General features: G+C 65.6%; 21 protein-coding genes and 1 pseudogene. 13 read left to right on the plus strand and 9 right to left on the minus strand.

The features are described 5' to 3' along the window. Positions 1 to 13: 13 nt before the first annotated feature. The 5 genes from ccoO to msrAB form a co-directional block, all read right to left on the minus strand. Positions 14 to 634 carry a cytochrome-c oxidase, cbb3-type subunit II gene (gene ccoO, locus C1720_RS12275; protein ID WP_102284390.1) on the minus strand — a complete coding sequence of 207 codons (621 nt, stop codon included), beginning with the start codon at positions 632 to 634 and terminating at the stop codon, positions 14 to 16. 26 nt (positions 635 to 660) lie between these two features. Beyond that, positions 661 to 2,136 carry a cytochrome-c oxidase, cbb3-type subunit I gene (gene ccoN, locus C1720_RS12280; RefSeq protein ID WP_102284391.1) on the minus strand — a complete coding sequence of 492 codons (1,476 nt, stop codon included), beginning with the start codon at positions 2,134 to 2,136 and terminating at the stop codon, positions 661 to 663. Positions 2,137 to 2,211: 75 nt separating this feature from the next. Beyond that, on the minus strand, positions 2,212 to 2,349 hold the full coding sequence (gene ccoS, locus C1720_RS12285; RefSeq protein ID WP_050716155.1) for a cbb3-type cytochrome oxidase assembly protein CcoS: 138 nt from the start codon (positions 2,347 to 2,349) through the stop codon (positions 2,212 to 2,214). Between the two features lie 3 nt (positions 2,350 to 2,352). Then, positions 2,353 to 4,701 (minus strand): heavy metal translocating P-type ATPase, encoded by a 2,349-nt coding sequence (locus C1720_RS12290; RefSeq protein WP_102284392.1) that lies wholly within the window; start codon positions 4,699 to 4,701, stop codon positions 2,353 to 2,355. A gap of 512 nt (positions 4,702 to 5,213) precedes the next feature. Continuing rightward, entirely contained in the window at positions 5,214 to 6,869 is a 1,656-nt protein-coding gene (msrAB, locus tag C1720_RS12300; RefSeq protein ID WP_233199971.1) for a bifunctional peptide-methionine (S)-S-oxide reductase MsrA/peptide-methionine (R)-S-oxide reductase MsrB, read from the minus strand. A gap of 393 nt (positions 6,870 to 7,262) precedes the next feature. On the opposite strand from msrAB, the gene C1720_RS13410 reads away from it, so the two are divergent. From C1720_RS13410 to C1720_RS14480, 3 genes are all read left to right on the plus strand, one after another. Continuing rightward, on the plus strand, positions 7,263 to 7,460 hold the full coding sequence (locus C1720_RS13410; RefSeq protein WP_146007044.1) for a hypothetical protein: 198 nt from the start codon (positions 7,263 to 7,265) through the stop codon (positions 7,458 to 7,460). 62 nt (positions 7,461 to 7,522) lie between these two features. Then, a complete protein-coding gene (locus C1720_RS12305; protein ID WP_304528922.1) occupies positions 7,523 to 7,807 on the plus strand; it encodes a c-type cytochrome in 285 nt (94 codons plus the stop codon). Between the two features lies 1 nt (position 7,808). After that, positions 7,809 to 7,934 (plus strand): hypothetical protein, encoded by a 126-nt coding sequence (locus tag C1720_RS14480; protein ID WP_255397825.1) that lies wholly within the window; start codon positions 7,809 to 7,811, stop codon positions 7,932 to 7,934. A 4-nt stretch (positions 7,935 to 7,938) separates the two neighbouring features. Here the strand turns inward: C1720_RS14480 and C1720_RS14055 are convergent, their stop codons facing one another. Further along, positions 7,939 to 8,127, minus strand: coding sequence for a hypothetical protein (locus C1720_RS14055; protein WP_199171010.1), 189 nt, complete (start codon positions 8,125 to 8,127; stop codon positions 7,939 to 7,941). A 25-nt stretch (positions 8,128 to 8,152) separates the two neighbouring features. On the opposite strand from C1720_RS14055, the gene C1720_RS12310 reads away from it, so the two are divergent. The 7 genes and pseudogenes from C1720_RS12310 (at position 8,153) to C1720_RS12340 (ending at position 15,656) form a co-directional block, all read left to right on the plus strand. Beyond that, positions 8,153 to 8,902 (plus strand): hypothetical protein, encoded by a 750-nt coding sequence (locus tag C1720_RS12310; RefSeq protein WP_233199973.1) that lies wholly within the window; start codon positions 8,153 to 8,155, stop codon positions 8,900 to 8,902. Between the two features lie 118 nt (positions 8,903 to 9,020). Continuing rightward, a pseudogene (recO, locus tag C1720_RS12315) lies at positions 9,021 to 9,800 on the plus strand (DNA repair protein RecO); the annotation flags it as partial. A 71-nt stretch (positions 9,801 to 9,871) separates the two neighbouring features. Beyond that, on the plus strand, positions 9,872 to 10,645 hold the full coding sequence (locus C1720_RS12320; RefSeq protein ID WP_102284394.1) for a pyridoxine 5'-phosphate synthase: 774 nt from the start codon (positions 9,872 to 9,874) through the stop codon (positions 10,643 to 10,645). Between the two features lie 501 nt (positions 10,646 to 11,146). Further along, the gene (locus tag C1720_RS12325) at positions 11,147 to 12,868 is read left to right on the plus strand and encodes a DUF3426 domain-containing protein (RefSeq protein WP_102284395.1); all 1,722 of its coding nucleotides are present in this window, start codon (positions 11,147 to 11,149) and stop codon (positions 12,866 to 12,868) included. Between the two features lie 23 nt (positions 12,869 to 12,891). Then, entirely contained in the window at positions 12,892 to 13,800 is a 909-nt protein-coding gene (locus tag C1720_RS12330; protein ID WP_102284396.1) for a carbohydrate kinase family protein, read from the plus strand. Positions 13,801 to 13,921: 121 nt separating this feature from the next. Then, positions 13,922 to 14,878: an ABC transporter substrate-binding protein gene (locus C1720_RS12335; RefSeq protein ID WP_102284397.1), complete on the plus strand. Its 957-nt coding sequence runs from the start codon at positions 13,922 to 13,924 to the stop codon at positions 14,876 to 14,878. 4 nt (positions 14,879 to 14,882) lie between these two features. Then, the gene (locus tag C1720_RS12340) at positions 14,883 to 15,656 is read left to right on the plus strand and encodes an ABC transporter permease (RefSeq protein ID WP_199171011.1); all 774 of its coding nucleotides are present in this window, start codon (positions 14,883 to 14,885) and stop codon (positions 15,654 to 15,656) included. Between the two features lie 238 nt (positions 15,657 to 15,894). Here the strand turns inward: C1720_RS12340 and C1720_RS12345 are convergent, their stop codons facing one another. After that, entirely contained in the window at positions 15,895 to 16,656 is a 762-nt protein-coding gene (locus C1720_RS12345; RefSeq protein WP_102284399.1) for a 3-hydroxyacyl-CoA dehydrogenase, read from the minus strand. A 128-nt stretch (positions 16,657 to 16,784) separates the two neighbouring features. Here C1720_RS12345 and priA point away from each other — a divergent pair, with 128 nt between their 5' ends. Together priA and C1720_RS12355 are read left to right on the plus strand one after the other, a co-directional pair. Continuing rightward, the gene (gene priA / locus C1720_RS12350) at positions 16,785 to 18,953 is read left to right on the plus strand and encodes a replication restart helicase PriA (protein WP_102284684.1); all 2,169 of its coding nucleotides are present in this window, start codon (positions 16,785 to 16,787) and stop codon (positions 18,951 to 18,953) included. A 476-nt stretch (positions 18,954 to 19,429) separates the two neighbouring features. Further along, the gene (locus tag C1720_RS12355) at positions 19,430 to 19,885 is read left to right on the plus strand and encodes a hypothetical protein (protein ID WP_102284400.1); all 456 of its coding nucleotides are present in this window, start codon (positions 19,430 to 19,432) and stop codon (positions 19,883 to 19,885) included. A gap of 13 nt (positions 19,886 to 19,898) precedes the next feature. On the opposite strand, the gene C1720_RS14670 is transcribed toward C1720_RS12355, so the two are convergent. Continuing rightward, positions 19,899 to 20,123, minus strand: a complete 225-nt coding sequence (locus tag C1720_RS14670) for a helix-turn-helix transcriptional regulator (RefSeq protein WP_102284401.1) — start codon at positions 20,121 to 20,123, stop codon at positions 19,899 to 19,901. A gap of 100 nt (positions 20,124 to 20,223) precedes the next feature. Further along, positions 20,224 to 20,358 (minus strand): hypothetical protein, encoded by a 135-nt coding sequence (locus C1720_RS14485; protein WP_255397826.1) that lies wholly within the window; start codon positions 20,356 to 20,358, stop codon positions 20,224 to 20,226. Positions 20,359 to 20,596: 238 nt separating this feature from the next. Here C1720_RS14485 and C1720_RS13420 point away from each other — a divergent pair, with 238 nt between their 5' ends. Further along, the gene (locus tag C1720_RS13420; protein ID WP_146007046.1) at positions 20,597 to 20,881 is read left to right on the plus strand and encodes a hypothetical protein; all 285 of its coding nucleotides are present in this window, start codon (positions 20,597 to 20,599) and stop codon (positions 20,879 to 20,881) included. Positions 20,882 to 21,069: the final 188 nt, after the last annotated feature.

Genomic DNA, 21,069 nt, shown 5'->3' on the forward strand with positions numbered 1-21,069 from the left:
ACGGGCCTGCCTTTCACTTGCGGTGCAGGCCCAGCGATTGCAGGTAGGCAATCAGGGCATCCAGCTCGCTTTTGTCTTTCAGCTCTGCGGGGGCCTGTTCGATTTCTTCGTCGGTGTAGGGCGCGCCCAGGGCGCGCAGGCCGCGCATGTGCGCCTGGATGGTGGCGGCCGGCGCAGGCGTTTTTTCCAGCCAGGGATAGGCGGGCATGTTCGACTCGGGCACCACATCGCGCGGGTTGTGCAGGTGCAGGCGGTGCCATTCGTCGCTGTAGCGGCCGCCCACGCGGGCCAGGTCCGGCCCGGTGCGCTTGCTGCCCCAGAGGAAGGGGCGGTCATAGACGAATTCGCCCGCCACCGAGTAGGGGCCGTAGCGCAGGGCTTCGGCGCGGAAGGGGCGGATCATTTGCGAGTGGCAGTTGTTGCAGCCTTCGCGGATGTACACGTCGCGCCCGGCCACCTGCAAGGCGGTGTAGGGCTTCAGGCCCTCGATGGGCTGCGTGGTGGAGTGCTGGAAAAACAGGGGCACGATTTCCACCAGCCCGCCCATCGACACGACGATGAAGATGAGCACGATCATCAAAAAGTTGCTGGTCTCGACGCGGGCATGCCCGGTGGCTTTTTCTTCTTCAGCCATTTGGTGTTGTCCTCGGGGTGATTTCTTCAGGCATGCGCCGGGGCTGCGGCTTGCGCGGCAGCAGGCGCGGCGTGGGCGGCCAGGGCCGGGATTTCGACCGGCGCGGCCTTGCCGGCGGCGGCGGTCTTGACGGTGTTCCACAGCATGATGCACATGCCGCCCAGATAGAGCAGCCCGCCCAGCAGGCGCAGCACGTAGAACGGGAAGGTGGCCTTGACGGATTCGACAAAGGTGTAGGTGAGCGTGCCGTCGGAATTGACCGCGCGCCACATCAGGCCCTGCATCACGCCCGCAATCCACATGGCAGCGATGTAGATGACGATGCCGATGGTGGCCACCCAGAAGTGCACTTCAATGGCCTTGACGCTGTACATACGCGTCTGCCCGAACAGGCGCGGAATCATGTAGTAGAGCGATCCCATCGTGATCAGCCCCACCCAGCCCAGCGCGCCCGCGTGCACGTGGCCCACCGTCCAGTCGGTGTAGTGCGAAAGGGCATTGACGGTCTTGATGGACATCATCGGCCCCTCGAAGGTGGACATGCCGTAAAACGACAGCGCCACGATGAGAAAGCGCAAGATGGGGTCGTCGCGCAGCTTGTGCCATGCCCCCGAGAGGGTCATGATGCCGTTGATCATGCCGCCCCAGCTGGGCGCCAGCAGGATGAGCGAAAACACCATGCCCACGCTCTGCGTCCAGTCCGGCAGCGCCGTGTAGTGCAGGTGGTGCGGGCCGGCCCACATGTAGGTGAAGATGAGCGCCCAGAAGTGAACGATGGACAGGCGGTAGCTGTAAACGGGGCGCCCGGCCTGCTTGGGGATGTAGTAATACATCATGCCCAGAAAGCCCGCCGTAAGGAAAAAGCCCACGGCGTTATGCCCGTACCACCACTGCACCATCGCATCCTGCACGCCCGCGTAGGCCGAGTAGGACTTGAACCAGCCCACGGGCAGCTCGGCGTTGTTCACCACGTGCAGCAGCGCGATGGCGATGATGTAAGCGCCATAGAACCAGTTGGCCACGTAGATGTGGCGCACGCGGCGCGTGCCCACGGTGCCGAAAAACACCACGGCAAAGGCCAGCCACACCAGGGTGATGAGCACGTCAATCGGCCACTCCAGCTCGGCGTACTCCTTGCTGCTGTTCAGGCCCAGCGGCAAGGTGATGGCGGCGGCCACGATCACCGCCTGCCAGCCCCAGAAGGTGAAGGCGGCCAGCTTGTCGGAAAACAGCCGCACCTGGCAGGTGCGCTGCACGATGTAGTAGGCCGTGGCAAACAGCGCCGAGCCGCCAAAGGCAAAGATCACCGCGTTGGTGTGCAGCGGGCGCAGCCGCCCGTAGCTCAGCCACGCAATGCCCAGGTTCAGCTCCGGCCAGGTCAGCTGGGCCGCGCAAATCACGCCCACCAGCATGCCCACCACGCCCCAGATGACGGACATGATGGCAAATTGCCTGACCACCTTGTCGTTATAGACAGTGGATTGTGTGTTCAGGGATTTCACTTACACCTCTTTGTTTCGGATTTTTGATATTAACCATGCGTGTAGTCAGGGCATGATTGATTGCCATCAAGCCCTTCAGTCCTGCTCAAGAATGCGTTCGCCCTCGCGCTCCACGTCGTCAAACTGGCCGCTGTAAATGGCCCAGCCCAGCGCCGCCAGAATGAAAAACGCCAGTCCGACGGACAGGGGAATGAGGAGAAAAAGAATGTCCATCGCTCAGTCTCTTGACAGGCGCAGCGCATTGAGCGCCACCAGCAGCGAGCTGGCCGCCATGCCCAGCCCGGCGGCCCAGGCGGGCATCAGCCCGGCCACGGCCAGCGGCACGCCCACGGCGTTGTAGGCGGCGGCCCAGGCCAGGTTCTGCCGCACCACGCGCAGCGTGCGGCGCGCCTGCGCCAGGGCGCCGGCAATGACCGACAGGCGGTCGCCCAGCGCCACGAAATCAGCTTGCGCTTGCGCCAGCGGCACGGCGCGGCCAAAGGCGAAAGACACATGCGCCGCCGCCAGCGTGGGGGCGTCGTTCAGCCCGTCGCCCACCATGGCCACGCGGCGGCCCGCCTGCTGCCACTGGCGCACGGCGCGCAGCTTGTCATCGGGCGTCAAGCCGCCTTGCGCCTCTTCAATGCCCGCCTGCCACGCCAGCCTTTGCGCGGCAAGCGGCCTGTCGCCCGAGAGCAGCGCCACGCGCGCGCCTGCCGCATGCAGCGCCGCCACGGCGGCGGCGGCATCGGGCCGCAAGTCTTCGTCAAACACGAAGGTCGCCAGCCAGCGCGCGCCGCCGTCATCAACACGGCTCAAGTGGCAGGCCAGCGCGCCCGCTGCTTCATCACGCACGGCTTCGTCGCCCGCCACGCCGCAAAAACGCGCCGAACCCAGCCGGAAACCGCCCGCTTCAATGCCCTGTCCAGCCACTTCACGCCAGCCTGGCAGCGGCTCTTGCGGCGCGACCAGCCCTGCTTTTTCAGCTTGCGCGGCCAGCGCCCGCGCCACGGGGTGCAGGCTGCCGCGTGCCATCTGCGCCGCCAGCGCCAGCGCCTGCGTTTCGCCCATGTCTTCACTCACCCGCAGCTGCCGCAGCGCGAAGGCATCGCGCGTGAGCGTGCCGGTTTTGTCGAAAACCACCGTGTCCACGCCAGCCAGCGCCTCCAGCGCCTGCAAGCGGCGCACCAGCACGCCGCGCCGCGCCATCCAGCCCGCGCTGGCCAGCAGGGCCGCTGGCGTGGCCAGCGACAGGGCGCAAGGGCAGGTCACCACCAGAATGGAAACGGCCACCATCAGCGCCCGCGCCGGGTCTTGCGGCCACCACCCGGCGCAAGCCGCGCCCGCCGCCAGCAGCACGGCCAGCAAAAAGGGCCGCGCCATCTTGTCGGCCAGGCGCGCCACGCCCGGCTTGCTGCTGGCCGCCTGCTCCATCAGCGCCACGATTTGCGCGTAGCGCGTGCCAGCGCCCGCCTGCTGCACGCGCACCTCGACGGCGGCGGACAGGTTGTGGCTGCCCGCCACCACCTGGCTGCCCTCGCCGCGCTCCAGCGGGGTGGATTCGCCCGTGAGCAGCGCCTCATCCACCAGCGTGCGGCCTTTGAGCACCTGGCCATCGGCCGGAAAAACCTCGCCCGGCCACACCCGCAGCACGTCGCCCGCGCGCAAGCGGCGCGCCGCCACGCGCTGCCAGCCCCCCGGCGCGCCTTTTTCGCCCGCCTGCCAGCGCTCCACGCTTTGCGGCAAGCGGTGCATGAGCTTTTCCAGCGCGCCTGCCGTGCGCTCGCGCAGGCGCAGCTCCAGCCAGCGGCCCGTGAGCAAGAAGAACACGAACATGGTAAGCGAGTCGAAATACACCTCGCGCCCGAAAGGCCCGGCCGGCTCGAACGTGCCCAGCGAACTCACGCCAAAGGCCACCAGCATCGCCAGCGCCACCGGCAAATCCATGCTGATGCGGCGCAGCTTCAAATCCAGCCACGCGTTTTTGAAAAACGGCCCGCACGAAAACAGCACCACGGGCATGGCCAGCACCCACTGCGCCCAGCGCAGCAGGTATTGCGTCTGCGCATCCATTTCGCCCGGCGCGGTGAAGTAGGCGGGCGCCGCATACATCATCACTTGCATCATGCAAACGCCGGCCACGCCCAGGCGCCACAGCATGCGGCGCGTTTCGGCCTGCCGGCGCGCGCTGCCTGCCGCGTCATGCGCGGGCACGGGCCGGTAGCCGGCGGCCAGCGCGGCCTGCATCCAGGCGGAAGGCCGCGTGGCGCTTTCGTCCCACACCACGCGGCCGCGATGGCTGGCGGCGCTCACTTGCGCGTCGCGCACGCCCGGCACGGCGCGCAAGGCGTCTTCAATCGTGCCCGCGCAAGCTGCGCAATACATGCCCTCAAACGCCACGCTGGATTCCCACAGCCGCGCGCCTTCGCCCGCCGCTGCGGCAACCGGATGGCTGAACGCCGCCCATTCATCGGCTTCGTCCAGCAGTGCGAAATCCGCGCCCTGCCCTGCCCGGGCGCGCACCCGGCCTGCATCCGGCGCATCCGGCAGCGCGGCAGGCAATGAAAGCGCGGAAGAAGCGGTCATGGCGAAATAGAAAAAATCAATGAACTATTGATAACTCATATTTCAGACAATGTATTGTTTTGCGCCTTCCCTTGCGCGCCCGCCCCGCAATCCATGGTTTTTTAGTGCGGCATTGCAGTGCCCGCTTGTGCGAAAGCGCTTTTCCTGGCCCGCTTTTTTCGCCACGCCAACGCGCGCGCCTGACGGAACCCGGCGCAAGAAAGGCGCGCCCTGCCCCGGCGGCCGTTCAGCGGCAGGCCATGAACAGAAACAGGACATTAAAAAGAGGAGCTGATTTGGCAGGGCCAAAACCCCGTCCAGCGCAGTTTCCACTAGGACATCTTGCTATTGAACAAGGAGCGAAAGGCGGCCTTTCCAGGCATGCGCAAGACGCCGCCTGGAGCGGGCTGGCCGCGCGCGGCGGCAAAAGCGGTCTGGCCTGGGGCGCAAACGCCAAAAAGACAAACGCCCAAAAGACGCAAACCGCAAGCAGGCCGCGCGCGCAAGCCCTTCAGCGGCCCTTCAGCGGCCTTTCAGTGCGTGACGGCTTTTTTCCATGCGCCGTAGCCTTGCGCATCCATCTGCTCCAGCGGCACAAAGCGCAGGCTGGCGCCGTTGATGCAGTAGCGCAGGCCGCCTTGGTCTTTGGGGCCGTCGTCGAACACGTGGCCCAGGTGCGAGTCGGCGGCGCGGCTGCGCACTTCGGTGCGCAGCATGTTGTAGCTGCGGTCTTCACGCTCGGTGACGGCGGCTGGCTCAATGGGGCGGGTGAAGCTGGGCCAGCCACAGCCGGAGTTGAATTTGTCGGCGGAGCTGAACAGCGGCTCGCCGCTGACGACATCGACATAAATGCCCGGCTCGAACAGGTGGTCGTATGCGTGGCTGAAGGCGCGTTCGGTGCCGCTTTGCTGGGTGACGCGGTATTGCTCGGCGCTGAGCTGCCGGCGCAGCGTGGCCTCGTCGGGCTTGCGCCATTGGGCTGCTGGCTGGGCTGCTGACTGGGCTGCTGACTGGGCTGCTGACTGGGCTGCCGGTTGGGCGTCTGATTTGCCGCTCAAGGGTTCGTCCGCCTTGCGGATGTCAATGTGGCAATAGCCGTTGGGGTTTTTGAGCAGGTAGTCTTGGTGGTATGCCTCGGCTTCGTGAAAGTGGGCCAGCGGCAGGTTTTCCACGACGACGGGCTGCTGGTGCTTTTTCTGCTCTTGCGCCAGGGCGGCGGCGATCACGGGCTGGTCGGCCGCGTCGGTGTAGTACACGCCGCTGCGGTATTGCTCGCCCCGGTCGTTGCCCTGCTTGTTCAGGCTGGTGGGATCGACCACGCGCAAGTAGTACTGGAGGATGTCTTGCAGGCTCAGGCGGTCGGCATCCCAGGTCACGCGCACGGTTTCGGCGTGGCCGCTGTGGCGATAGGAAACGTCTTCATAGCTGGGCTTGGCGCTGCTTTTGCCGTTGGCATAGCCGGAAACGGCGTCAATCACGCCGGGCACGCGCTGGAAATAGGCTTCCAGCCCCCAGAAGCAGCCGCCTGCAAGGTAAATGGTGCGAGTGTTCATGGCTTGAGCTTTCTTTGAATGGCCGGATTGGGTGCCGGGTTTGTAGAAGGCCGTTTGCAGTTTGCCCAGATCGGCATCGGGGTTGGCCATCAGGGCCAGGGCCTGCTGCTCATTGAGACTGCCTTTGACCACGCGCGCCAGCTGGCCGTTGGCGTCCAGCACGGCCCAGGAGGGATAGACGCTCACGCCCAGCGCGCGCGCCAGGCCGCCGCCGTTGTCAATCAGCACGGGCAGCGCCGGGTAGTCCAGGCCCCGGTACCACTGCTCGAACTGGCCGGGTTTTTTCTCGCCCAGATGGCCGGGCGAAGCCAGGGTGACGAGGTTGGCGCCGGCAAAGCGCGCGTCTTTGGCCCAGCCCTCGGTTTCCTGCAATTGCGACAGGCACAGCGGGCACCAGCTGGCCCAGAACTTGATGAGCGTGGGCCGCCCCGCTTTCAGATGGGCGGCGGCAGGCTGGCCCGCCACGTCATGCAGCGCGGCCAGCCTGGCCTGCAAAGAGGCGGCGGCGGAAGCGGCAGGAGCGGCGGAAGCGGCGCTCGCCATCGCCGGTTGGAGGCGGGGCCAGGCCAGCGCGGCCAGGCAGGCCAGCGAGGCCAGCGAAACCAGCGTTTTGCGCGGCCAACTTGAATGCGACATCGAATAACTCCTTTCACATGAATGCGGCGCGGGCGGCCGGGTGCCAGCGCTGAACGCCGCACGGAAAACGGCCCGGCGGCGCATCAGCGCAAGAGCCTGCTCAAAGGCGGCCGGCCCGCGCCTGCCTCAACAGTCGTTCAGACCGGCCCCATCCTGACAACGGCGGCTGAAGAAATACCGGCAAGCGCAGCCCTTTCGCCTGCCGCATGGCCCGCAAAAGCCTGTTTTTCGCTCCTTGTTTCATAGCGATACCTCCCCGCCAAACGGGCGCAAAAGCCCTTTTGGTGGCGCTGAATTCGCTCCTGTTTTTAATGCCATCAGCCACGCTGGCCCGTTTCGCCCAGGCGGGGCGGCCTCTTGCTTTCGCGCAAGCCAGGGCGGGCGCAGACAGGCATGTCTGCCATTCTGGCGATGAAACTTGCCAAAAATAAATCACCATCAAAAAACGCTTGCCATTTATCAAATCGCACCATCATGATTATCAATAAATGTTCATTTGCATCATCGTTGCACCGATTATGGATTCTTGAGGCAAATCAATTTCACGGCTGCTTTGCGCCAGGGCACTCTAAAATGCGTCAACCCGGATAAAACGGCCTGCGTTATCCGGGCAAGGGGTCCAACCTGATTTCCCATGATGAAAGGAAACAATCGTGAAATACCATATTCTGCTTATTCTGGCCTGCCTGACCGCCCCGGCCATGGCTGACGAAAGCCTGGCAAAAGCCAAAAACTGCTTGGTCTGCCACGCGACAGACAAAAAAGTGATGGGCCCCGCCTTCAAAGACGTAGCCGCCAAATACGATGACGCCTCCACCGTGGTTGCGAGCATCAAAAACGGCAGCAAAGGCAAATGGGGCGCCATTCCCATGCCGCCCAACAAGGTGTCGGACGAAGAGGCACAAAAACTGGCGCAGTGGATTCTGTCGCTGAAATAACATGGAGCCACAGGCAGCGCCATTGCAGCCTTTTCGCCAGGCCGGTGAAACTCATGAGCTGGCCTGCAATGGCTTCAATGCGCGCGCCTTCTTTTTTGAATTCTCGAATGCACGCCTGAATGGCTGAATCATCAAGGCAAGCGCGCGGAATGCGCCGCTGAAACAAAAAAAATGGAAAACGCCTGACCGGCCAAAACCACAAGGCGCAAAATCAATGGCATTGAAGAAACGCCCGCCCGTTTGAAACAAGCCTTCCGGCGCACCGCCTTGCGCCACGCAGCCCGCGCAGCGGCCAGATAATGCGGGGCTTTGAACGCCAAACTGCCTCCGTCTGCCGCCCGCGCCATGCCTTTTGTGTCTTTCCGCCCTGCCCTGCCCCTCATCGCCGCCGCCGCGCTGGCTGCCTGCGCGGGCGGCCCGCCCGTGCCGGACTGGCAGGTCAAAAGCGTGGCCCACGCCAGCCGCTACACCCAGGCCTATCTGCTGGGCAACGAGCGCGTGGCCCGGCGCGAATTCGAGCAGGCCCGGCAGCAAGCGGCCAGCACCGGCCAGCCCGAGCAAGTCGCCCGCGTGGAACTCACCCGCTGCGCCTTGCAGGCGGCCAGCCTGGACTTCGCCCCCTGCACCGGCTTTGAAGCCCTGCGCGAAGACGCGCCGCCTGCCGAAGCCGCCTATGCCGACTGGCTTGCGGGCCAGGCCAGCGCCGCGCAGGCCGCCCTGCTGCCCGCCGCCTACCGGGCCATCGCCGCCGCAAATGCCGCCGCGCCCGCCGCAGCCGATGCCGCCGCCGCGCTCAAAGCCATTGAAGACCCCGCCTCCCGCCTGATTGCCGCTGGCGTGCTCATGCGAAGCCAGCGCGCCAGCCCCGCCGTCGCCGCACTGGCTGTCGAAACAGCCTCGGCCCAAGGCTGGCGGCGCCCCCTGCTCGCCTGGCTGGGCGTGCAGCAGCGCCTGGCGCAGCAAAGCGGCCAGGCCGAAGAAGCCGCCCGCCTGCGCCGCCGCATGGACCTGGCGGCCCCGCTGCCCGCCGCTGCGCCAAAAGGCCAAGACGCTCCAGACGCTCCGGGCGCTGCCAGCGCCGCCAAACCGCTTTGAGCCGCGCTTTGAGCCGGGCGGCCGCATCCGCCTTCGCTTCCGGTTTCATGGCGGCGAATCCAGCCCGCATCACAGCTTGCGGCTGCCTTCGCGCCTGAAGCTTCACCCCTTTTCGCGCATGACCGCCCGCCGCATCGCCCAGCAGCCCGCCTACGTGCTGCACCACTATGACTGGAGCGAGTCCAGCCTGATTCTGGAAACCTTCACCCGCCAGCACGGGCGCGTGGCGCTGGTGGCCAAGGGGGCCAAGCGGCCCAGCTCCAGCCTGCGGCCCGTGCTGCTGCCTTTGCAGCCGCTGCTGCTGGGCTGGGGGGGCGACGCCGAAATCCGCACCCTCAAAAGCGCCGAGTGGGCAGGCGGGCACGTCATGCCCACAGGGCAGGCGCTGCTGTCGGGCTATTACGCCAATGAACTGCTGATGCGCCTGCTGGCGCGCGACGACGCGCACCCCGCCTTGTTTGACGCCTACGCCGCGCTGGTGCACACCCTGGCCCTGCACTCGGGCGCTGCCGGGCAGGCCGATGTGCTGCACGCCGCCTTGCGCGCCTTTGAGCTGCTGCTGCTGCGCGAAACCGGCCACCTGCCCGCGCTGAACGCGCAAACGCTCACCCTCGCGCCCGTGCAGGCAGGCGCGCGCTACTGCCTCGTGCCCGAAGGCGGCCTGCGCCAGGCAACCGATGGCGACGGCGCCTGGCTGGATGGCGCGCACTGGCTCGCGCTGCACCATGCCTTGCAAGAAAGAGGCAGCGCACGCGCGCCCTTTGCCGCCGTGCTGGCCGCCTGCGCCGCGCTGGGCGCCGCCCGCAGCCGCCTGCTGGCGCAACTGCGCGGCCTGCTTCACTACCATTGCGGGCGCAGCTTGCGCACGCGGCAAATGATGGCCGAGCTGCAACAGCTGCAAAGCGCCGCCGCCGCGCTTTCCCCGCTTTCCCCATCTTCCGCGCCTTTCCCGGCTGACCCCGAATCCGAATGAACACCCGGCTTTCCGTCAATGTCAACAAGGTCGCCCTCGTGCGCAACACGCGCCATCTGGGCATTCCGTCCGTCACCCGCGCCGCTTTGCTTTGCCTGCAAGCGGGCGCGCACGGCATCACCATCCACCCCCGGCCCGATGGCCGCCACATCCGCGCCCATGACGTGGGCGAACTCGCCGCCCTGCTGCGCCAGTGGCCGGGGCGCGAATTCAACATCGAAGGCAACCCGCTGCAAAACCTCATGCCCCACATCGAAGCCGCACGCCCGCAGCAAGCCACCTTCGTGCCCGACGCCGAAGACCAATTCACCAGCGACCACGGCTTTGACCTGACCGACGCCGCCACCCGCGAGCGCCTGGCCCCGCTCATCGCCCAGTGCCGCGCCTGGGGCGTGCGCGTGAGCCTGTTCATGGACCCGCTGCCGCAGCAAATGCCCCTGGCCCGCGCCCTGGGCGCCAGCCGCGTGGAGCTGTACACCGAGCCTTACGCCCTGGCTTTTGCCCGCCATGCCGGACAGGGCACGGCTGAAACCGCGCAAGCGCTGCAAGCCGAAGCCGCCCGCTATGCCGCTGCCGCCCAGGCCGCGCAAGCCGAAGGGCTGCAAGTGAACGCGGGGCACGATTTGAACCAGCACAACCTCACGCCTTTTTTGCAGGCCGTGCCCGGCGTGGCCGAAGTCAGCATCGGCCACGCCTTCATGGCTGATGCGCTCGAAGCCGGCTATGCCGCCACCGTGCGCGGCTATCTGGCCTGCATTGCGGCGGCGTGACAGTTGCTCTGCCGCCTAAGCGCGTCTGCAAATCGGATATGTCTGCCGCTTGATTTCAAACAGGCGCCCCGGCGGCAAGCTGCCGGATGACGGCATCTACGCCATGAGGCAAAAAGCACCACGCCGAAGGCTGGCCCGTCAGCAAAAAACAGGAGCAAATTCAAGGGGGCCTAAACACCATTGTGCGCAGTTTCCACTAGGACATATCGCTATGAATAAAGGAGCTGAAATGAGCCAGTCAAGGCCGCCTGCTCAGCTCCGGACGCGCCGCTTTGCCCAGACCGCCCAATCCGCCCTGTTCATCGCCTGTCTCATCGCTGTCTTCCCGCTTGCGCTGCCGCTGGCTGGTGAAAACGCCCTTACCGGCCCATATCCGTCTGGCCCCTATCAGCTCTACCGGCCCGCGCTTTTTCAAATCCGGGGGCCGGGCGGAGGCATTTCGGCCTGAAAATACGCGCCTTTGCCGCCTTTTCCCTGATCCGCTTCTCTTTTTTCCTGCGCATGGCACTGATTACCCGCTGCCCCGCTTGCGCCACCTTGTTCAAGGTTGTGCCCGATCAGCTCCGCATTTCCGCAGGCTGGGTGCGCTGCGGCCATTGCAGGCGCGTGTTTGACGCCCGGAAAAACCTGCAAGACCCCGAATCCGCGCCGCCGCCCCTGCCAGACGCGCCAGACGCGCCCAAGGCCGCCCCCGTCGCTCCTTCCGCCGCAGTTGCCGCCACTGCCGAGCCGCCTGCGCCATCCAGCGGCACACGCCGCGCCACGGCGGACGAGATGACGCAGTTTCGCGCCCTGTTCGAGCAGATTTCGGCCCAGCAGCATCCCGAAGGCGCGCTTTCGGCCCCGGCCCCCATGCCGGAAACCGTGCCTGCTCCCGCCGCGCTGCGCGACGCCGCTGCTGGCGCGGAAGGCGGCGAACCGGAGGAAGGCCGTATCACCTCCCTCTATTCCCTGCTGGAAACGGGCGACTCCGAAAGCGCTGGCGAAGACCAAGAGCGCCCCGCTTCAGGCAGCGGAGAAACTGACGAAGAAGGAGACGGCGAAAGCAGCGCCCCCGCCCGCGTTGCTGAAGCCGAAGCCGGAAACGCCGCGCACCAGGCCAGCGTCTCCGCCGCGCAAGAGGAGGAGGAAGACAGGAGCGTGGCTCCGCCCGCCGAAACGCCCCCGGGCGGAGTGGACTTTCTGCTCAGCGGCATCGGCTCTTATCTGCTGGACCCGGAACCGGCCGCCGCACCCGCGCCGCAGCCCGGGCCAGAACCGCAGCCGCAGGCAGAGGAGTCCCCTGCCCTGCCAATGGCCGCGCAGCCCGCGCATGAATCCGCCCGCGACGAGCGCCAGCCCGTGCAGCCGCCCCTGTTCATGCCTTCTGTGCCCTTTGACCCGGACGAGTGGCCGCTTGAGCCGCCTCCCAGCAACAAGCCCCCAGCGCGGCCTGCGCCGCTGGACATTCCCGCCGCGCCGCTCACGCCGTCAGCGCCCGCCCAGCCTGCTCTTGCCGCCGCCGAAGCCGCGCCCAAGAGCCGCGTGGATGGCAAGCCTTCTGAAAAAGCGTCTCGCAGAGCGTCTGACAAGGCATCTGACAAAGCGCATGGCAAGTCCGCAGGCAAAACCAGAAAGACCGCGCCTGAAGCGCCCAAAGCTCCGAAATCACCCGCCCCGCACCGGCAGCGCCCGGAAACGGCTGAAGCCGCTGCGGCGGCCGAGCCTTCCTTTGTGCGCGAAGCGCGCCAGCGCGCCATGTGGCAGCGCCCGGGCGTGCGCCTGGCCATGGGCGGCGCTTTCGGCCTGCTGGCGCTGGCGCTGGCGGTGCAGGTCGCCATTCACAACCGCTCCTGGCTGGCTGCGCGCGCACCCGCTACCAGGCCCGTGCTCACTGCCCTGTGCCTGCCGCTGGGCTGCAAGGTGGAGCCTTACCGGCTGCTGGACGCCATCGTCATCGACAGCTCCAGCTTCGTGCGCACCAGCGCCAACACCTTCAACCTGAGCTTTGGCCTGCGCAACACGGCTGATCTGCCCGTGGCCACGCCTTCGCTGGAACTCACGCTCAGCAACGGCGAGGGCAAAACCGTGCTGCGCCGCGTGCTGCCCCCCGCCGAGCAGGGCGCATCCGCCGAAATGGCCGCGCGCGGCGAATTCACGGGCGCCGTCACCCTCACCGTGGATGGCGATGCGGCTGACCCTGCCGCCATCGTCGGCTACCGCCTCACCGCCTTCTACCCCTGAACCCTGAAAGGCTTTCGCTTCCCATGTCCGTTCTCATCTGCGGCTCCATCGCGTTCGACACCATCATGAACTTCGATGGGCGCTTTGCCGACCAGCTCCTGCCCGACCAGCTGCACAACATCAACGTCTCTTTCGTGGTGCCGGGCCTGCGGCGCGACTTCGGCGGCTGCGCGGGCAACATCGCCTACGCGCTGCGCCAGCTGGGCGGCGCGCCGCTGCCCATGGCCACAGTGGGCGTGGACGGCGCCGATTACCTCGCGCGGCTGAAATCGCTGGGCATCAGCGCCGAATTCGTGCGCGAAGTGCCCGGCATGATGACCGCGCAGGCGCTCATCATGACCGACACGGGCAACAACCAGATCACTGCCTTTCACCCCGGCGCGATGACGCAGGCGCACATCAACACCGTCACCGCCCGCGACGACATTCGCCTGGGCATCATCTCGCCCGACGGGCGCGAAGCCATGCAGCAGCACGCCCGCCAGTTCAGGGCGGCGGGCATTCCCTTCGTGTTTGACCCCGGCCAGATGCTGCCCGCCTTTGACGGCGCCGAGCTGCTGCAATTCATCGAACTGGCCGACTGGGTGGCCGTCAATGATTACGAAGCCCACATGCTGTGCGAGCGCACCGGTCTGGCACTGCCCGACCTCTCTCGCCGCGTGCGCGCCCTGGCCGTCACCCTGGGCGGCGAAGGCTGCGACATCTGGGAAGGCGGCCAAAGCCAGCGCGTTGCCCCCACGGCCGCCAGCCAGATTGCCGACCCTACCGGCTGCGGCGACGCCTGGCGCGGCGCGCTGCTCTACGGCCTGGAGCAAGGCTGGCCCGTGGCCCGCTGCGCCGCCCTCGGCAACCGCCTGGGCGCGATCAAGATCGCCTCGCACGGCCCGCAGAACTACCAGGTGCAAAAAGAAGCGCTGCTGGCGGGCATCTGAAAACCCCGGGCGCGCCTGCCACCCGCGCCGCGTGAAACGGGCCGCCGCCGTTTCCCACGCTGCCGCCCGCCTGGCCGGGCGGCAGGTTTTTCCGGCTTTCACATATCAACAGGAGACAAACTTGTCCAAGGCATTCATCAAGATCGTTTCTGCCGTGGCGCTGGCCGCCTGCGCGGCAAGTACGGCAGCGCAAGAGGCCACCAAGGTGGTCATGGGCATTTCGGGCTGGACGGGCTACGGGCCGCTCTCGCTGGCCGAGAAAACCGGGCTGTTCAAAAAGCACGGCATCGAGGCCGAAATCAAGATGATTCCGCAAAAAGACCGCCATCTGGCGCTGGCTTCCGGCGCCATCCAGTGCGCGGCCACGGCGGTGCAGTCGCATATTTCCTGGACGGTCAATGGCGTGCCCATCACGCAAATCTTCCTGATGGACCGCTCCCACGGCGCAGACGGCCTGGCCGTGCGCGACAACATCAAGAGCTTTGCCGACCTCAAGGGCAAAACCATCGCCGTCAGCGCGCCCGGCACCACGCCGCACTTTTTTCTCTCGTGGATGCTCAGCAAAAACGGCATCCGCCTCAAAGACATACGCACCGTCGCGCTGGAGCCGCAGCCCGCCGCGCAAGCCTTCGTTTCAGGCCGCAACGACGCGGCGGTGAGCTACGAGCCGTATCTGTCCACCATCCGCGCCAAGCCCGAAGCGGGCCGCATCCTGGCCACCACCGTGGACTATCCGGCCGTGATCGACACCTTCGGCTGCACGCCGCAGTGGCTCAAGGCCAACCCCAAGGCCGCCCAAGGCATCACTGACGCCTACTTCGAGGCGCTCGACATGATCAGCAAAGAGCCTGAAAAGGCCTACGGCATCATGGGCGAAGTGGTCAAGCAAACGGGCGAGCAGTTCGCCGAATCGGCCAAGGCGCTGCGCTGGGCCGGCAAGGCCGAAAACCAGAAGTTCTTCGCCAGCGAAGTGCAGCCTTTCATGAAGGAAGCCGCCGCCATCTTGCTCGAATCTGGCGTCATCCGCCAGCTTCCGCAAACCTACGACGGCCTGGCCGATCCGCAATTCATCCGGTAAATCCGTGCGTCCGCTGCAACCTGTCACGCCCGGCGTCCGCTGGGCGCTGGGCATCGCTTTTTTCGCGCTGTTCGTGGCCGCCTGGTGGCTCGTAACCACCCTTGGCTGGGTATCGCCCACCTTTTTGGCCAGCCCGGCCGCGATGGCGCGCGAAGGCGTGCTGCTGTTTACCGAATACGGCTTCGCCAAAGACGTGGGAATGACCGTCTGGCGCGTGATGGGCGGCTTCGCGCTGGCCGCCGCCATTGGCGTGCCGCTGGGCATTCTGATGGGCGCTTTCAAGCCTGTTGAAGCCTTTCTGGAGCCATTTGTCAGCTTCTGCCGCTATCTGCCGGCTTCCGCCTTCATTCCACTGCTCATCCTGTGGGCGGGCGTGGACGAAGTGCAGAAGCTGCTGGTCATCTTCATCGGTTCTTTTTTCCAGCTCGTGCTGATGATCGCCATCTGCGTGGGCGGCGCGCGGCGCGACCTGGTGGAAGCCGCCTACACGCTGGGCGCCAGCGGCGGCGGCGTGGTGCGGCGCGTGCTCATTCCGGGCGCGGCCCCGCAAATTGCCGAAACGCTGCGGCTGGTGCTGGGCTGGGCCTGGACTTACATCATCGTGGCCGAACTCATCGGCTCGTCCAGCGGCATCGGCCACATGATCGTGGACAGCCAGGCGCTGCTCAACACCGGGCAGATCATCTTCGGCATCATCGTCATCGGCGTCATCGGCCTGGTGTCTGACTTCGCCTTCAAGCTCCTCAACCGGCGCCTGTTCGCCTGGGCCTCGCTGTGAGAGGCTGGCTCCCAATGCACCGGATTCAAGGCTCTTATCCGCTCCTTGTTTGATAGCATGACGTCCTAGTGGAAACAGCGCAGAATGGCATTCTGCGCCCCCTTTATTTGCTCCTTGTTTTGATGCGGCGCAGGGGTCAAAACAAGGCGATGCGGCAGAAATGCGGCCCTGAACCGTGCTGTGCCGCTGCCTGCCGCGTCAGGCCGCCGGGCGGTTTTGCGCGGGGCCTTGCGGGCGCTTATTTCGGCGGCATGCGGATGGCGCCGTCGAGCCGGATGACTTCGCCGTTGAGCATGTCGTTTTCCAGAATGTGGCGCACCAGCCGGGCGTAGTCTTCGGGGCGGCCCAGGCGGCTGGGGAAGGGCACGCTGGCGGCCAGCGCGTCTTGCACGGGCTGCGGCATGCCAAAGATCATGGGCGTGGCGAAGATACCGGGCGCGATTGTCATGTTGCGGATGCCGCTGCGCGCCAGATCGCGCGCGATGGGCAGCGTCATGCTCACGATGCCGCCTTTGCTGGCGCTGTAGGCGGCCTGGCCCATTTGCCCGTCAAACGCGGCGATGCTGGCGGTGGAGATGATCACGCCGCGCTCGCCCGTATCGGCTTGCGGCTCGTTGTGCGTCATGGCCTCGGCGGCCAGGCGGATCATGTTGAAGGTGCCAATCAGGTTGATGCTGATGGTGCGGGCGAAAGATTCCAGCCGGTGCGCGCCGTTTTTGCCCGCTACTTTTTCCGCCGGGGCCACGCCCGCGCAGTTGATCAGCGCGGCCAGCTGGCCCAGCGCCTGCGCCTTTTGCACGGCGGCCAGGCCATCGGCCTCGCTGGTGACGTCGCAGCGCACGAAAGCGCCGCCGATTTCGCGCGCCACGGCCTCGCCTTTGTCGGCCTGCAAGTCGGCCACGACCACCCGGCCGCCTGCAGCGGCCAGCATGCGCGCCGTGCCTTCGCCCAGACCCGACGCGCCGCCTGTGACGATGAACGCCCTGTTTTCGATTTGCATGTTCTCTGATCTCCTTTGTGCATGGTTGAGGAATGGGCCAGCGCGCATTGTGGAGCGCCAGGCGGGCGGGCCGTCTCCTGTTTTTCCCTGTATGCGCCAGGGCGCCGCTGCCACAATCGCCGCCCGCCATGCCAGAGACTGCCGCCGCGCCTTCCGCACCCTTTGAACCCTGCCACTGGCTGGCCGTGGCCGTGCCCGCGCCAGCCCACAGCGCGCTGGCGCAAACGCTCACCTACGCCCACAGCGCGCCGCTGCCCGCCGGCACGCTGGTGCGCGCCCCGCTAGGCCAGCGCGAAGTGCCGGGCGTGGTCTGGGGCCTGGCTAATGCGCCCGATGCCGCGCTGGCCGCGCACGTCAAGCCCCTGGCCTGCGCTTTCACCAGCCTGCCGCCGCTGGATGAAAACTGGCGCCAGCTGATTGCCTTCACGGCCCGCTACTACCAGCGCGCGCTGGGCGAGGTGGCGCTGGCGGCGCTGCCGCCGCAGTTGCGCACGCTGGACGAAGCGCAAATGGCGCGGCGGCTGGCCAAGCTGGCCAAGCAAGACGCCGTGGCGCAAGGCCCGGCCACGCCCGCCGCCAGGCCCGGCCCCACGCCGCAGCAGGCCGCCGCACTGGCGCAAATCGCCCAAGGCGCAGGCCCTTTTTTGCTGCACGGCGTCACGGGCAGCGGCAAAACAGAGGTCTACATGCGCGCGGCCGAAGCCGTGCTGGCGCAAGACGCGGCCGCGCAAGTGCTGGTGCTCGCGCCCGAAATCAACCTCACCCCGCAGCTTCAGGCGCGCCTGGCCGCGCGCTTTGCGCCGCTGCTGGGCGCGGGCGCCGTGGTGGCCATGCACAGCGGCCTCACGCCCGCGCAGCGCCTTTCGGCCTGGCTGGCCGCGCACACGCAGCGCGCGCGCATCGTGCTGGGCACGCGCATGGCCGTGCTTGCCTCCATGCCCGCCTTGCGCCTGATCGTGGTGGATGAAGAGCACGACCCCAGCTACAAGCAGCAAGAAGGCGCGCGCTACTCCGCGCGCGATCTGGCCGTGTATCGCGCGCGCTTGCAAGGGGCCAAAGTCATCCTCGGATCGGCCACGCCGTCGCTGGAGAGCTGGCACGCCAGCCGCCCGGACGGGGGCAAATACCAGCGCCTGGTCATGCCTTCGCGCGTGGGAAGCGGTGCGGGCGCAGGCGCAGGCGGGCCTGCCGCGCTGCCCCTCGTGCGGCGCGTGGACATGAACCGCCAGCCGCGCGGCACGGTGATTGCCGCGCCGCTGCTGCAAGCCATCACCGAACGCGTGGGGCGCGGCGAGCAGTCGCTCATCCTCCTCAACCGCCGGGGCTGGGCGCCCGTGCTGCACTGCGCCAACTGCGGCTGGAAAAGCGAATGCCCGCATTGCAGCGCCTTCCGCGTCTTTCACCGCGCCGACCGCAGCCTGCGCTGCCACCACTGCGGCCTGGCGCAGCCCGTGCCCCGCGCCTGCCCCGCCTGCGGCAACGCCGACATCACCCCCATCGGCCGGGGCACCGAGCAGCTGGAAGAGCGCCTGGCCGCCCTGCTGCGAACCGCCCGCCGCCCCGACGGGCAGCCCGCCCGCATCGCCCGCATGGACGCCGACACCACCCGCCTCAAAGGCGCGCTGGCCCAGCAGCTGGCGCACGTGCACGACGGCAGCGTGGACGTGCTTGTGGGCACGCAAATGATTGCCAAAGGGCACGACTTCCGCCGCGTCACCCTCGTGGCCGCGCTCAACCCCGACACGGCGCTTTTTTCCAGCGACTTTCGCGCGCCCGAGCGCCTGTTTGCCCTGCTCATGCAAGCGGCTGGCCGCGCCGGGCGCGACGCCGCCTACAGCCAGGCCAGCGGCCAGGGCAGCGAAATGTGGGTGCAAACCGAACACCCCGCCCACCCCTTGTTTGAAGCCCTCAAACGCCACGACTACCCCGGCTTTGCCGCCAGCCAGCTGGCCGAACGCCAGGCCGCCGGCCTGCCCCCCTACGCCCACCTGGCCCTGCTGCGCGCCGAAAGCCGCGCCCTGCCGGCGGCCATCGCCTTTTTGCAAGACGCCGCCGCCGCACTGCAAGCCGACCCGGCCCTGGCGCACTGGGCCGCCCACGTTACTTGCTACCCCGCCGTGCCCGCCGCCATGCAGCGCCTGGCCGGCATGGAACGCGCCCAAATGCTGCTGGAAAGCCCCCGCCGCGCCGCCCTGCAAGGCCTGCTGGCGGGCTGGCAAGCCGCCCTGCACGCCCTGCGCGCCCGCCACAAAGCCGTGCTGCGCTGGGCCATTGATGTGGACCCGCTCAGCTTTTGAGGGCCTGTTCACGGCCTTGGGCAGTCAATCTTTGCCGGGCCGCAAGGAGTGTTAGGCATGCTGCGTACAGCATTATTTAGCTCCTGTATTCGTAGCATCATGTCCTAGTGAAAATTGCGCTAGACGGCATTTTCATGCCTTTGAATTAGCTCCTTTTTTTGATGTGGAATGGCTCGCAGAACCAGCCTGGCAGAGCTGCACCAGCGCCTGTGGCGAAAACTGGCATTGACCAGCTTCGCAGGCAGCGTCAATGGCTCTCTCATATGTATGAATCAACAGCCGGTAATCGCACCAGCTTGTCGCTCACGGGAAAAGGTTTTTCAATTCAGCCGTCTTGGGTGTCGCCTGGGGCTTTCATGGCCGCCATTTCAAACACTTCCGCGAGCACTTCAGCCTCCGCGTCTGCATCCATAAGGCAGCGGCAAACGTCTGCGCTTTCCCCGGGGAAAAAGCCTGATGAGCAGGAAATCAGGCAAATGGCATCAGAGATCAACCGCACAGGCAACCGCCCCCTGTGGTTTGACGACCGGGATGAGCGCATGCAAGCGTTCGCCCGCCAGGCCGCGCAACTGCCCGCAGACGCGCGCCCGCAGCTGCTGAAGGAAATCATCGACCAGCGCCCGGACGCCATTCATGACTGGGTTGGCGCGCAACGGCTGGAGCAACTGGCTGGCGCAGGCCGCATCAGCGCGGAAGAAAAAGCGGCCGTGCAAAGCACCGTGGCCGCTGCATATACCGAAGGCCACATCACCCATGCGCAAATGCAGACCATCATGGGCGTGGCCAGCATGCCCCCAGGCCATAACCCTGCGCGCTTTGAAACAGCCCGCAGCTTCCTGACAGGCAACGCGCCTGAGAGCCTGTCACCAAAGTTATTCCAAGAACCTGATCATGCGCCGAATGCAGGCGATCTTCACGAATGCTCAGGCTGAAGCGACAGTGACTTCATAGTCTTTGGAAAGCCTGCGAGATTGATTTCGTTATGAAACTGGCCCCGGCAATGCGAGCGGTGTTAATGGCCGCGACTTCGTGCGCAGGCCATGCAGCACGGCGTTTTCCCAACTTGATAAGGGGCGTCATAAGCTGCTGCTTGATGCGAAGGTAGGGCGTGCTTCGGGTCAGGCCCGTAGCGGATATGACGAAGGAAAGCCGCAGAAGGCAGAAAGTCATATTGCACCCCGTTAGATTCAATTAAACGATGGGTGCAAGTATTCAGGAAGGCAGGTTTTGGGTCTGTCTGTAAAAAGCCGGAATTAGCGGTGCGTTAGAGTTAGCGCGGCTTTTGGCCTTTGCCCAACAGCACAAGACGAAGGTTTTCCAGTTCTATGCTCGCATCGTTAATGGAGTCGTTGCGCATAGCTGCTACCATATTCACGAATGCATCGCATTGTTCGTCGGTGTTCATCGTCGCGCCCAATCGCTCAAATCTTGCAAACATTTCGATTGTCTCCGATGAACCGTATAGACAAACTCGGCATTTGGCGTCAGCGGTGCGTGAGCCAAGTGCTCGTCCTTCACTCGATTGGCGTTCATAACATTGATTGGCGTGGTCACATACGCAATTCACATAGTCTGTATATGCTTTCGTTCGGGTTTCCCTTCGATACCGTTGTTGTTCGAGATACTTTGAGAAATAGAATTGAATGAATGCGCCAAGAACTATTCCGACGAGAGATGCGATAGCTGCAAACATGATTAATTTTTCCCCTTTGATTTGTTATTTTTGGCGTTTCGGTATTAATTTCGCCATGTCTGCAATTGACTTCGGCAGTGCAAACCTTCTGATTCTAGCAAGGGAATTTCTATCGCTTCTTAGGCCCTGTGCCATTGGTCTTCAAGTTCGCAAACACAATCACCCCAAATCAACCAAGCATCGCCCGATTGCGGTGGCCGACCACGGTTTTTCTTCAATCCAAGACTTCGCATGAGTTCGACGGGTCTTCGTTGCTATGCCTTATAGCTTTGCCAAGCCAATACGCTAAATCCGGCGGGATGGTTTCACGATCCTGCAAAAATTCACCAATCGTCTTTAGAGCCTGTCATCAAAGTTATCCCAAGAGCCTGACCATGCACCGAATGTAGGCGATCTTCACGAATGCTTCGGCTGTAGAAGGCA

Origin of the sequence: Ottowia massiliensis (genome assembly GCF_900240305.1) — a bacterium.
In the GTDB taxonomy this organism is placed as follows: Bacteria; Pseudomonadota; Gammaproteobacteria; order Burkholderiales; family Burkholderiaceae_C; genus Ottowia; species Ottowia massiliensis.